General features: G+C 61.5%; 16 protein-coding genes. 8 read left to right on the top strand and 8 right to left on the bottom strand.

Annotated elements, in window-relative coordinates; all coding sequences use genetic code 11:
* The coding region (locus KBZ15_RS08610) for a DUF4239 domain-containing protein (RefSeq protein ID WP_255014783.1) at positions 1-632 on the bottom strand (632 nt) is incomplete at its 3' end.
* Positions 633-889: 257 nt separating this feature from the next.
* Positions 890-1837: an IS3 family transposase gene (locus KBZ15_RS08605; RefSeq protein WP_255014782.1), complete on the bottom strand. Its 948-nt coding sequence runs from the start codon at positions 1835-1837 to the stop codon at positions 890-892.
* 85 nt (positions 1838-1922) lie between these two features.
* Here KBZ15_RS08605 and KBZ15_RS08600 point away from each other — a divergent pair, with 85 nt between their 5' ends.
* Positions 1923-3521 (top strand): transposase, encoded by a 1599-nt coding sequence (locus KBZ15_RS08600; protein ID WP_255014781.1) that lies wholly within the window; start codon positions 1923-1925, stop codon positions 3519-3521.
* Between the two features lie 153 nt (positions 3522-3674).
* On the opposite strand, the gene KBZ15_RS08595 is transcribed toward KBZ15_RS08600, so the two are convergent.
* The 3 genes from KBZ15_RS08595 to KBZ15_RS08585 are packed head-to-tail and all read right to left on the bottom strand — an operon-like array spanning position 3675 to position 5293.
* Positions 3675-3938, bottom strand: coding sequence for a hypothetical protein (locus KBZ15_RS08595; RefSeq protein WP_255014780.1), 264 nt, complete (start codon positions 3936-3938; stop codon positions 3675-3677).
* Positions 3939-3963: 25 nt separating this feature from the next.
* A complete protein-coding gene (locus KBZ15_RS08590) occupies positions 3964-4395 on the bottom strand; it encodes a hypothetical protein (protein WP_255014779.1) in 432 nt (143 codons plus the stop codon).
* Between the two features lie 31 nt (positions 4396-4426).
* A complete protein-coding gene (locus KBZ15_RS08585) occupies positions 4427-5293 on the bottom strand; it encodes a hypothetical protein (RefSeq protein ID WP_255014778.1) in 867 nt (288 codons plus the stop codon).
* Positions 5294-5772: 479 nt separating this feature from the next.
* Between KBZ15_RS08585 and KBZ15_RS08580 the strand changes: the two genes are divergently transcribed.
* Entirely contained in the window at positions 5773-6198 is a 426-nt protein-coding gene (locus tag KBZ15_RS08580) for a hypothetical protein (protein WP_255014777.1), read from the top strand.
* A 92-nt stretch (positions 6199-6290) separates the two neighbouring features.
* On the opposite strand, the gene KBZ15_RS08575 is transcribed toward KBZ15_RS08580, so the two are convergent.
* From KBZ15_RS08575 to KBZ15_RS08565, 3 genes are all read right to left on the bottom strand, one after another.
* Positions 6291-7595, bottom strand: coding sequence for a hypothetical protein (locus KBZ15_RS08575; RefSeq protein WP_255014776.1), 1305 nt, complete (start codon positions 7593-7595; stop codon positions 6291-6293).
* A gap of 532 nt (positions 7596-8127) precedes the next feature.
* Positions 8128-8337: a hypothetical protein gene (locus KBZ15_RS08570; RefSeq protein ID WP_255014775.1), complete on the bottom strand. Its 210-nt coding sequence runs from the start codon at positions 8335-8337 to the stop codon at positions 8128-8130.
* A 20-nt stretch (positions 8338-8357) separates the two neighbouring features.
* Entirely contained in the window at positions 8358-8570 is a 213-nt protein-coding gene (locus KBZ15_RS08565; protein WP_255014774.1) for a hypothetical protein, read from the bottom strand.
* Positions 8571-8764: 194 nt separating this feature from the next.
* Between KBZ15_RS08565 and KBZ15_RS08560 the strand changes: the two genes are divergently transcribed.
* The 6 genes from KBZ15_RS08560 to KBZ15_RS08535 form a co-directional block, all read left to right on the top strand.
* A complete protein-coding gene (locus KBZ15_RS08560; protein WP_255014773.1) occupies positions 8765-9661 on the top strand; it encodes a major capsid protein in 897 nt (298 codons plus the stop codon).
* Positions 9662-9725: 64 nt separating this feature from the next.
* Positions 9726-10160: a hypothetical protein gene (locus KBZ15_RS08555; RefSeq protein WP_254932038.1), complete on the top strand. Its 435-nt coding sequence runs from the start codon at positions 9726-9728 to the stop codon at positions 10158-10160.
* Positions 10161-10170: 10 nt separating this feature from the next.
* The gene (locus tag KBZ15_RS08550) at positions 10171-10827 is read left to right on the top strand and encodes a hypothetical protein (protein ID WP_255014772.1); all 657 of its coding nucleotides are present in this window, start codon (positions 10171-10173) and stop codon (positions 10825-10827) included.
* 77 nt (positions 10828-10904) lie between these two features.
* A complete protein-coding gene (locus KBZ15_RS08545) occupies positions 10905-11147 on the top strand; it encodes a hypothetical protein (RefSeq protein WP_255014771.1) in 243 nt (80 codons plus the stop codon).
* Between the two features lie 42 nt (positions 11148-11189).
* Positions 11190-11870: a hypothetical protein gene (locus KBZ15_RS08540; protein WP_255014770.1), complete on the top strand. Its 681-nt coding sequence runs from the start codon at positions 11190-11192 to the stop codon at positions 11868-11870.
* 11 nt (positions 11871-11881) lie between these two features.
* The coding region (locus tag KBZ15_RS08535) for a hypothetical protein (RefSeq protein ID WP_255014769.1) at positions 11882-12216 on the top strand (335 nt) is incomplete at its 3' end.

Below are 12216 nucleotides of genomic sequence, written 5' to 3'. Positions count from 1 at the left end.
AGGAGAATCGTGGCGACCCAGGTGGTGGTCCACGCTCCCCCCTGCACCAGAAAGGCCAACAGGGCCAGGGCGAAATACATGACGGCAATGGCCAGCCAGAGCCGCGCCGGGAGAGTCTGCCGGGCCAGCGAGAGGCGCCGCTCCCTGGCATCGATGAGGTCGAAGCTGAAGTCGCTGGCCCTTTCCAAGTAGCTGGCGGATTCCGGGGTGACCACCCCCCCCTCGGGGAGGCTGGCATCGGGGCTGGCTAGAAAATCCCTCAGGCGGTCAATACGTTCCTGGGTGATCTCGCTGCGCTGGCCTAGAAGCATGGCCTGGGGTTCATTATGGGCAACCGACTCGGCGTAGTCGTAGAGCAGCCGCCGGGCCTCGATGCGCTGTTCCACCGGCAGCACGGACATCACTGCGCCGAGTTTGTTGATCGTGACCACCTCCTCGGTGAGGGCCGTGCGCAAGATGGTGAACTGGAAGATCACATTGGAAAGCAGAAATGCAGTGGTGAGGGTGTACAGCGAACCAAGCGGACTGAGCAGGCCGGGCTGCAGCTTGAGGCTGCCACGGGCCTTTACCCAGCGCGCCAGAACAAGGGCTCCAGCGGTGAGCACTACGAAGGCCAGATAGATGAGGAACACTCCCCCCCGGAGCAACGATTCGTTTAAACCAACAGGGGAGGAAGGTAGGGCTGGCATCAGTGGATGAAGGCTCCATCGCGACCCATCGAGAAGGTGAGCTCCACAAAATCACTCCCCTGGCGACGTTGGGGGCTGAAGCTGACGCGGTAGCCCCCCAGATCTACACTGCCCATGGCTTCGATGCTGCGGATCAAGCCGGCGCGGGTGAGGTCTGGGCCCGGTGACTTTCAGGAAAGTTGTCACTCCTTGGCTGCCATTTAGGCGGCCTGAATAAATGGTAACTCCGGGACCAGTTCGTGCTCTTCCGGTGGCTTGTTTATCCACACTTCTGCCGGCTGACTCCAGCAGCGGATGGCACCGCTCCAGCGCGTTGGATTGGCACGGCGGGCCTTCTCGTAGACCTCGGCTCGCTGCTTGCAGATTGCGTTAGCGGTACCGCTATGACGCTGGTGGGGCGTCACGAATTTGATCGCGCTGTGGTGGTGCCGGTGGTTGTACCAATCCACAAATGCACACGCCCATTCACAGGCCTCGTCCTTGCTGGCAAAGGGCCGGCTCGGGTAATCAGGCCGGTATTTGACCGTACGGAACAGGGATTCCGAGTACGGGTTGTCGTTGGAGACCCTTGGCCGGGAAAAGGATCTGAGCACGCCCATCTCCTCCAGCCGTGATTCCAGCGTGGCCCCACGCATGGCATTGCCGTTGTCGGCGTGGAGTATTAGGGGCTGCTGCTGGCACTGGTGGCTGCCAAAGCCGCTGGGGCGGTGGTAGCGCTCCTTGAGGCAGGCCCGCTGCACCAGATCCGCTGCGATCTGAGCCGACTCCACCTCGGCCACATCCCAGGCCACCACTTTGCGGCTCCAGACATCGACCACCAGGTAGAGGTAGAGCCACACACCCCGCACCGTGGTCGGCAGGAAGCTGATGTCCCAGCTCCAAACCTGGTTCGGGCCATCCGCTCTGAGGCGCGGCACCGAGCGCGGCTCCTGCGGCAGCCGGGCCCGCCCGCGGCGGTGGCACTGACCCGCCTGGTGCAGCACCCGATAGAAGCTGCTCTCTGAGCCAATAAAGAGCTTTTGATCGGACAGTGCCGGCACGATCTGCCCTGGCGGCAGCGCGGCGTACTCCGGTTGGTTGCAGGTCAGCAGTATTCGCTGCCGTTCCTCCTCGCTCAGGCGGTGACCCACTAGGAGGCTGTTGCGCATAGATCTGCGGCCAGCTTCTCCACAGACGCCCTCCAATCTGCCCAGATCCCAGTGACAGCAATGGGTTTGGGCGATAGAATTGGCCATGAGAAAGCCCAAAACCTTCCGTCCCTGGAACCCGGAGCAGACGCTGCTGCTGCCGCCCTCGCCGGTGGAGTGGCTGCCGGCGAATCACTTGGTGTTCTTCCTGCTGGACATGGCCGCCGAGCTGGATCTCTCAGCGATCTATGCGGTCTACGAGGCCAGAGATCCCCGCGGGGTCAAGGCCTATGAGCCGCGGATGATGGTGGTGCTGCTCTTGTACGCCTACTGCGTCGGCATCCCCTCCTCCCGGCGGATCGAGCGGGCCTGCTGGGAGGATGCGGCCTTCCGAGTGCTCACCGGCAACCAGCAGCCGGACCACAGCCGGATCAGTGATTTCCGCCTAGTGCATCTCGATGCATTGGCGGGATTGTTTGTGCAGGTGCTGCGGCTGTGTCAGAAGGCGGGTCTGGTGAGCCTGGGCAACGTCGCCCTCGATGGCACCAAGGTCAAGGCCAATGCCTCCAAACACAAGGCCATGAGCCACGAGCGGATGCTCAAAACCGAGGCCCAGCTGGAGGCCGAGATCGCAGCGCTGCTGCGCAAGGCCGAGCTGATCGACGCCCAGGAAGATGCGCGCTACGGCAAGGGCAAGCGTGGCGATGAGCTGCCCAAGGAGCTGCAGCGCCGCCAGGATCGACTCGACGCCCTGCGCAAAGCCAGAGCGGAGCTGGAGGCGGAGGCCGCCGCTGACCACGCCCGCCGCCGCGAGCAGCAGGCCAGCACCGCAGAAGAGCAGGCTGCTGAGGCTGCTGCCCAGGTTGCCGATGCCGAGGCTGCAACGGCGGCGGCGGACAACGGCAAGAGCGATGCCGAGGGTGGAGCTGCTGCTCAAGCCCTTGCCAAAGAGGCGCAGCAGGCGGAGCGCCGGGCCCGCAGTGCCCGGGGACGGGCAGAGCTGGCCCGCAAGCTGGCGATCGAGAAGGCCCAGGCCGCAGACCTCACAATCCCGGACCCACGGATCGACGTTGATCCTCTGGCGATGCCCAGCCGCAACCTGCCCACCACTGCCGTCGGGGAGCCGAAAGCCAACGCCCAGCGCAATTTCACGGACCCCGACAGCCACATCCTCAAAGGTGGGGACGGCTGGATCCAGGGCTACAACTGCCAGGCAGCGGTCGATGGTGACCACCAGATCATCGTGGCGGTGGGGGTCAGCAACCAGGCCTCGGACCAGCACCACTTCGTTCCCATGCTGGAGCGGATTGTGGCCAACACCGGCCAGCTGCCCGCGAACATGATCGCCGACGCGGGCTACTGCAGCACAAGCAGCATCGAGGCGAGCGAGCAGCGCGGGCTGGATGCCTACCTCTCCACCAGCCGCCAGGAGCACGGCAAGCGGCCACGACCATCACGTGGTCCAGCGCCACGGGATCTGGATGCACGGGGCCGGATGGACCGCAAACTCCGATCCAAAGCCGGCCAGGCGATCTATGCCCTGCGCAAGATCATCGCCGAACCGGTCTTTGGTCAGATCAAAGGGGCACGGGGCCTGGATCGGTTCCTGCTGAGGGGGCTGGAGAAGGTCGACGGGGAATGGACCCTGATGGCCATCACCCACAACATCGGCAAGCGGCACAGAGCAGCGCTGGTAGCAACCTGAGGTAGGGAGGGAGGGAGCACCGCACAGGGCCGCTCAGCCCCGAGGCTGAGAGCAGTCCTCAAAACTCCCAGCAAAGGGCGGGAGGAGGGGATGCTGTGTCAGTGGGAATGTGCGACACACTCCTAGGCAGTGAGCGCAGGAGCTTGATCGCGCTTAAGAGGGAGGTGCCATCCGCGTCAACGCTGCTCCGCCCAGCAGCGCCAGCAGCAGCTTGAGGGTGGAATCAAAGCCGCCCTGCAGCTGCTCAAGCGTGCCCGGGCAAATCTGACCGACAGGCCGGCCTACGAGCGCCCGCTGGCCGCAGACCCCAGCGGCGAGCGAATAGATCAGCAGCTGGGTGCCGATCACCACCGCCAGCATCTTGAACACAAACCGCTCCCGATCGAAGGGTGGCCGTGGTGCTGGTTCTGGTGTCACGGTTCCTTTTCCTCCTGCCGGTTGATCAGCCACCTGCGGGAGGCAGCACAAGCTCACCGCTCTGCAGCAACCCCCAGACCCGTTGGGCTTCTGCCTGGCGCCGCTCTAGATGCGGGGTGCCGGGCCTGAAATAACCCTCAGCCGCTGCAGCCGAACCGGTCCAGTAGGCCGCTGCCGCTGCTGGATCCATGCCAGAAGGCCGGTCCTCAAAGACGTGGGTCCAGCCGATCAGCGAGCCCTCGGGCGAGTCATGCAGCCCGGCGTACTCCTCGGCGAAGTACTGCTCCTGCCAGCCGTTGCTGTTGGGATCGATGCCTTCTGCGATGGCATGGCTGCGGGCGGCGTCATAGGCGCTGCGCCGCACGCCGGTGTACTGCATGGCCCCGCGACCGGCACCACTGCCTGCCTCGATTACATCGAGGTTCTCCAGCTCTGGCTCTCCGGTCTCGATGACCATGCAGCCAAGAAAGCCGCAGGCCTCCTCAGCACTAAGCGGCTTGAGGACGCCCAGGCTGGCCTCGGTGACGGCGCTGCTGCAGAAGAAGCTGAGCCAGTGCTGCAGGTTGGCGTGGGACGCGGACTCCTGGTCCACGGGCCCCGGCGTCACTTTTTTTCCTGAAACACCCCCACATAGACCGTGCCCTGGCGGTAGAGGGGCAGCACCTTGTCGCGTAGATCGGCGTTGTGGATGCGGATGCAACCCAAGGTGGGATGCAGGGGCTGCTGCGCTGCCCAGGCCCCAGGCCAGCCGCAGGCTGATCCACCGCCGTGGAGCATGATCCCGCCCTGCCGGCCTTGACCTCCTGGCCCTCTAGCTCCTCCAGGTCAAAGGAGTACCAGCCGTAGGCCATGGCGGTATCGGAGCAGGGTGGATTGGGGTTCTGCTCGTAGTCCGCGTAGAGCTGCCCCAGCTTGTAAAGACCAGGCGGGGTATCGGTGTTGGTGTGGCTCCAGTCGGTGTCCGCCCCCTGCCCCCGAGCCAAGCAGGGGAGCTTCCAGAGGAACTGGCCGGTGTGGTCATAGGCCTCTAAGTCCTGATCGCGGTCATTCACCAGCAGGTAGGAATCACCGGGTTGGATTGGTGCTGCCTTCTGCGGCCCGGCCATGCCGGCTTCCTCTGAACCACGGGGATCGAGCCCCCCGGCCGGTGCTGCGGACGCCGGAGGCGCCGACGGCTCAGGCGGCTGCTCGCTGTAGGTCACCGCCCAGGGCGCCTGCTCATCGAGGATCGCGCTGCCCTGACCTGTGCTGCCGATCGCCTCAAAAAGCTGCTGCACGCCCCGTTGCTGCTGGGGCTGATCGCTGAAGTAGCGAAAGCGATCTCTAAATCGCTCGGCGCTCATCGGGGTGGTCATGGGGAGTGGTGCTGACCACTGCCTTTGCCAGCCCCGCTACAGCACCGGCTGACCGGTGCTGATCACCTGCTCCGCGACCTCTGCGGCGCGGGACACGTTCTCAGAGGTGGATACCGCAGGTCATCACCTGCCTTCAAGGAGCTGTAATCAGAGTGAGCCTATGGCTGTAGTGATTCCGCGGCGGTGGGTCAGGTACATGGCCGTGTTAGCCAGGTCACTACATTCCAAACATCGCCTGCATAACACCCAGCAACTCATTCAGCAAAATCTCTGAAAGACACGCCAAGCGCTGGAGAAGATGACTCCTTTCTACAACCCTCAGCTGATCGGATACAACTTGGCTGTCTATGCCTTAAGACCTGCAAAGCATGTGAAAAAGGTATGTATGACCGTCAGCTCTAGAAACCGGAGTAGACGCTGCCGATTTGCCGCCATAGTGGGAGAATGCCTGACGAAAAACCACCTGATAATCTTCCTGCTTGATCAAGGGATTCACGGAACTGCTGCCTAGTGCAAGGATACAACTGGGGAAACTTACCGCACACCACGACATGAAACTATTGCTTTTCGCTGTAGCTGTTGTTGCAAACCTATCCACCATTACTTCTGCAGTCCAGGCTCAAATTGTTGAATCTTCTAGCTGCTGGGAAATGACATCCTCTCAGCCATTCTCGGGCGGCAAGTCTGTGAATGGTTTCAAGTGGCGGCTGCTCGGAGGCTGCACCGTCACCGTTCAGCCTGACGGGCTACCTTCAGCTATTTGGATTGCCGAGACGAAGCAAACGATCACAGTCACGAACTTCACTTGGCTTAAGCCTTACCAAAACCCCACCGGAATGTCCCTTGCCGGCTCGTGGATGGACAGCACAGGCACCCGCGCCGTCTTCGCCATAAAGACTTGGTGAATCCAATGAGCCGCTGTTTCGCTATTTCTCGTCTCAGCCTACAGCTGAATGTGGACGCCAGCGCTCACCTGCCGGCAAGGCGTAAGCGTGTTTTAAGCATCTCTAGGTGGCTGGTCAGGTGAAGCGCTTTGTTCGCTTGCTTCGGCCTCCGCTATTAGATCTTCCCACGGCCATCTGACAGTACAAAACAGTCTGTACAAGAGCAACTGCCTATCAACAACTGTCAGATCACCAGTTGCTTCATTATAGGTTAGCACCAGGCCTCTGCCCCCTTCGTCAACTTGCAGCCCTTCTATCTTTTCTAGAACAGACCTAAGACTGCCTTTCTGTATTCTTGGCTGCCTCCTATTGGCAAATTCAAAGATCGTCTCAAGATTTAGGCCTTGCATAAGCCCTTCGTCATTACACTCAACGATTACTGCCATAGCATGTGCATAAATGCCAGTTGAGTCCTTGCGATTCCTGATTCCGCTTGAGACTCTCCTTGCAAACTGCTGATAAAGAGGATTCAGTTGCTCTGCATAGAAAAGAGCTGCAGCCTCAAGTGAGACCAAATCATTAAAAACCATGTTAGATCTTGGCGATTCACGAATTCCTGCGTGATCTAGGGTTTCGAGAGTAAGCTTCTGCAAGATTCCAACGTTTCCATAGGCGAGTTCGATAATTCGATTTTTGAATTCTCTTGTAAATGTCAGGTTTAAGGCTTCTCCTCCTTTTTCTAGGACTCTTTCAAGATCTTCGTGAGACCAAGTTATGGCTAACTCATGAACTCTCCCACTTAGATCAGGATTGAGGAACAGAACCATGTTGCTTTGACTCCAAACACCAATGATCACTACAAAGAGACCGTAATCCCATAGAGCCTTAAGCTCGAAGGCAAACTTTCGCCTCTCCTCGTAACTCATATAATGGAAGTCTTCTATCACAAGTCTGCGCCCTGACTTCTTAATGATTTCAGCGATAAATCTTAGATCATTTATGCCGTGTCCGGCGGGTTGGTCCTTTATAATTTCGCTGCTCACATTCTCAACTTCTATCCCGAGTCGCAATGCGGTAAGAATCTTGATGCCAATATCACCCTGTGCAGTAACCCTGCCCTTGAGTGCTGCCGAGTCTTGCTTGTCAATCTCAAGTCTAATTTGAAGCTGTGACAAACAGTCTACATATATATCCGATACTGTCTTGCCAAGTCTGCACTGAACAACTAAAGCACTTGAGACATTCTTTTGTCGAAGCCATGACTTTCCGCATTTTGATTCCCCGCGAAGCGCAATATGAACATCTCGCCCAAGATATGTCTGAAGAACTGTGTCAATCTGGCCACGGTCAACATAGGATATTTTTCTGTAGTCAGATGAAATTCCGAATACTTCATCAGCCTTTTTCCGATTAAACATCTAAGAAGCTCCCATTGTCGCGATTTTACCTTGATAGACCAGGGCAGGGGGGGCATCAAGCCTAGAAGGCGTGAATCTCAAGAAATGGTGGGCAAGCGAACTCTTTATTGGATGGTTCCGAGAACCATTTGGATCGTCCTGCCTATTTCCGGTAACCAAGGTAGGCGCCCCTTCCATAATCTCACCAACTCCAGCTCTCACATGACTTTTGAGTCGCTGTGAGCCAAGGCTAGCTGTGGTTCTCGGGTCTGCAAACCACCTGTCCAGCCCGATACACAAGGCGAGAGTTGGAGTAGTCAACGCTATTGCTTCCAGCTATAAACAGACCCTGCTCCTACAACAGCTGCGATCGTTGCTCTTGGCCAAGTCTGAGCATGCACCTCTTGGCGTATTTCACCGCCGTAGCCCAGCCCCAGCTCAATGGCCCCTCAGCCGATTACGCACCCAGGTGCTGGCGTCCGGCACATCCATTGCTATCAAGGAAGGGTGCTGACTCGGAGGCCCCATCCACTACGCCTTGTTCTTCTCTGGCTCATTGGGCGATGGCATCGAGATAGTCCAGGCCCTTGATGAGGCCCATGCCGTGGATATCGTCCTGGCCCAGCACCCTGACTCTCATGTGAAGGCCGTTCCGGCCGCTTCGATCGAGGGCATGAACAAGCACCGCCTTCTGTTTTCTTGGCTGGAGTCGCTGTAAGGCCCAGGCACCAGCGAGCAGGCGTGGTCGGGCCAGCGAGCCCAAACCAGCTGGCACTTGCTTACCTAGAGCACGATCACCTGGGCGGCTGAGCCCCAGATCAGCTGCTGATTGCGGGCCAGTAGCAGGGCATGCTCATGCGGCAGCCAGTGAGGAGCAGCGCAGATCTGACCCTCGCCATCAAGGAACAGGTGCCGAGCCTTAGTGCTGCCCTTGACGGCCAGGCGGAAGGAGATCAAGCAGATCGGGCAGGCCGGGGCAACGGGAATGGTGGCCATGGCGGTGTGGCAAGCAGGACGCGACCACCGCGCCCCGCCATCACGGGGCAACCTGCGGAGCGCCTGCCGAACACTCCGCCAGCCACCAACGCCATGCCCTGAGCTGCCCACCAACCGACCGTCCTGACGCGACATGGCAACAGCTGCTGTTGTCACTGGGGCAAGGCCCCGGGAGAGTGCCCTTGGGCCTGACCTTGATTGAGGCGCAGAAATATGCCCGCCGCGCTGAACAGCTGGCGGTGCTCAAGACCTTTGCTGAGGGGGAGCTGCTGCGCCGCCTGCCCTTCCGCAACCTTGTTGGTGGCTCACTGAGCTTCCCGGCTGAAACCAAGCTGCCCCGCGTTGGTTTCCGGGCAGTGAATGAGGGCTACCGCCAGAGCTATGGGGTGATCAACTCCGATTCGGAGTTTGTGCACCTATTTGGTGGTGATCTCGATGTAGACCGCTCGATCGTTGATCTGCAGGGCCCCGAGGCCCGTGCTGCCCAGACCGAGATGAAGGTGCGCTCCATGCGCCTCACACTTGAGGCGGCGATCATCAATGGCGATGACACCTTTGATCCGCGTGCCTTCAACGGGCTGAGCAAGCGGCTGGCACCTGGAGACGAGCAGACAATCGACAACGGCGGCAGCACGCTCAACCTGCTGGCGCTTGAGGCATTGAGCGACAGCGTGATCGGCTACGGCGGCGACAAGGTGCTGATCGCCAGTAAGGCCGCCCGCCGCCAGATCAGCACCGCCTCCCGTCAGGCCGGCGGCGAGCTGTATGAGGTGATCGACGGCCGCCACTATTTCGAGGGGATCGAGATCCTGCTGGTGGAGGAGGACGCCGAGGGCCATGCCGTCCTCGGTTGCGACGAACCGGCGGGCACCACCTCGATCTATTGCTGCGTGCTGGGTGATGCGGCGGTCTGCGGTCTGCAGGGTCCGTTTGAGGGCAGGTATGGCATTGCGGTGCGTGATTTCGGGGAGGTGCATGACGCACCGGTGTTCCGCACGCGGGTGGATTGGTACGTGGGCTTTGCCGTCTGCAACCGCAAGGCCGCTGCGCGGCTTTACAACGTGGCGCCCATGCCGCTGGTGCTGCCCTAAGCGCCAGCCCCAACCCAGGAGGACTGCCCAGAACCACACATTTTTTCCCACAGGAGTTCCATCAATGACCACCCAAGCCACCCGGCTGCTCGATGCCCAGACGGTGCTCGTCGGCTGGATCAACCATTCGGCTACCGACTGCTACGAACACAGCCGCAGCAGCGGCGATGTCATCAACCTCGGCACCGATCTCGATGCTTCCTGCTCCTTTGTGCTGGTGGCTTCTCACCCCGGCCACAGCGACGCGGTAACCGTGACGCTGGAGCTAGCGCCGCTGCTGGCTGATGGCACAGCCGGCAGCTGGATAACTGCCGCTGCTGTCGCTATCCCCGCCGCTGGCGGCAAGGTGGAGGCAAGCATCAGCGGGGCTGCCCTGCTGCTGAATCCAGCCGACAGCGAGTTGGTCACGCCGCCCTGCCTGCGCCTAGCCCGCGCTGTGATCTCCCCGAGCACACCGGTAGGGATGTGCGTAGCGCTGACCGCCAACCAGGGGCTTTGAGGTGAGTGCCATGGACACCGCAATGCCCCTGCAACTGCTGCAGCCCCTTGATGGCAACAACCCCGCCTCTACGCCGGTTCATCTCTCGGGCCCGGAGCAGCGGCTGATCGTCACCCCGGATCCGGGTGTGGGCGATGAATCCCTGCTACCGCCTAGCCAGCTGCTGATCGTCAAGGACGGCGAGAGCCGCTCAATCTGGCCGGTGCACCTGGCCGGCTGGCAGGCATTGGGCTGGCAGCTGCACACGCAGCCGCCAGAAGCAGCGCCCGAGCCAGAACCAGAACCACTCTCTGACCCTGAACCGGAGCCGGAGCCTGATGCAGAACCAGCAGCCCTCGCTGAAAGCAGCACCGCGGAGCTGTCCGAGTTGCCCAGTCCTGAGCTGGTTGAGCCGGCAACTGTCACCGGCTCAGTAACCATCAGCGACGGAGAGGCTCTGCTGGCTTCTCAGTCAACCGACTTCCAGGCCATGACCAAGGCCCAGATCGTCGAGTTCTGCTCCACCGTTTACGGCGTGGAGCTCGATAGCAGCCAGACCAAAGCCGAACTCGTAGAGCAGGCCATGGCACTGGAGGCCCAGGCCAGCGGCAGCACTACAGCCACCAGCGAGGGCATCAACGATGCCGCGGATCTCGCGGCCCTGGAGCTGGGTGATGCGCTGCTCTGATCACGGCCAACTGCAACCGAGCCAGCGCATTCCTGGCTGGGGGCTGGCAACAGCTCTGCAGCACTGCCCTGGCGCCGATGGCCATTCCCGATCCGGCTGTGCTGGCCGAGCTGACGGCCCAGTGCCGCAGCAGCAGTCGGCCCCAGGGGGTGATCTTCCTGGGCCAGGCCCAGCTGCAGGACGGCGGCACCCCTGAACCGCCCCCAGCAGGCGGTGTCAGCGCAGTGCAGGCACTGGCGCCGCTGGTGAGTGCTGCCGCCAGCAATGGGGTGGTGGTGCTCGCGCTGGACCTGCGCCTGCTCAGCCCCCTGCCGCCCTGACCCGAGCTCTGATCTTCCAACCCTTTTTCTCTGCTGATCGCCATGGCCACCACCACCGAGAGCCGCACCACCGCCGGCCGTTCCCTGCCCCAGCCCACTGACCTGCTGCTGGTGCAGCGCGGCAGCACGCCTTACCGGGCCACTGCGGAGGAGGTCAAGGCGTTCATGCTCACCCCGGCCACTGCGGCTGCGATCGGTGCGATCAAACCCGGCACCAACCTGTCGGTGGACAACGATGGCACCCTCCATGCCGCCATCTCCGGTGCCCTCACCTACCGAGGTGCGATTGACCCCACCACCACTGAGGCTCCGGCTGGGGCTGCAGTCGGGGATGTGTACCTGGCCAGCAGCTCCGGCATTGCCCTTGCGAGCTGGAGCGGCATCGCTGGCCAGGACATCGCCCAGGGGGATCTGCTGCTGTTTGACGGCAGCAACTGGAGTGCCAACGCCGCCCTGGGCCCCGATGGCGCCGGCGTGATCCTCATCCAGGTGGCCGCACCGCTGAGCGTTGATGAAAGCGATCCCGCCCAACCACTGCTGAGCGTCGAGCCCGCAACCACCGCCGCTGCAGGCGTGCTGCGCCTAGCGGCTGCCGAGGATCTCACCGCCGGCACCGAGGGCGCCGCCGTCGATGCAGCAGCCCTCAAGGAAGCCATGGCCACCGCCCAGCCGGCTGGGGACTACATGCCGCTGGACCTGAGCACCCTTCCAGCTCTGCCCTGAGTGCTGAACTGATGACGCTTCAAGCAAGCGACCTGCTGGCGATCACCAGGCCTGCTGGGCCCCAGGCCGGCACCTATCAGCTGCCGGCATCGTCATTGGCGGAGCTGCTGAACCCGCCGCCGGTGCTGGGAATCACTGGCGTGCTCTGGTCAACCGTGCGCTCAGCGGCAGACAACAGCTGGCAGGCGATCTGCTGGTCACCGGAGCTGCAGCTCTACGTCTGCGTTGCGGGCAGCGGCAGCGGCAACCGGGTAATGACCTCAAGCGATGGCATCCGTTGGAGCACCCAGCCATCAGCGGCGGATCAGAACTGGGTGGCGCTCTGCTGGGCTGCGGAGATGGGGCT

Source organism: Cyanobium sp. BA20m-p-22 (assembly GCF_024346275.1).
GTDB lineage: Bacteria > Cyanobacteriota > Cyanobacteriia > PCC-6307 > Cyanobiaceae > Cyanobium_A.
Note: the sequence above shows the minus strand (reverse complement) of the source record. Positions and strands in the feature narration are given on the sequence as shown.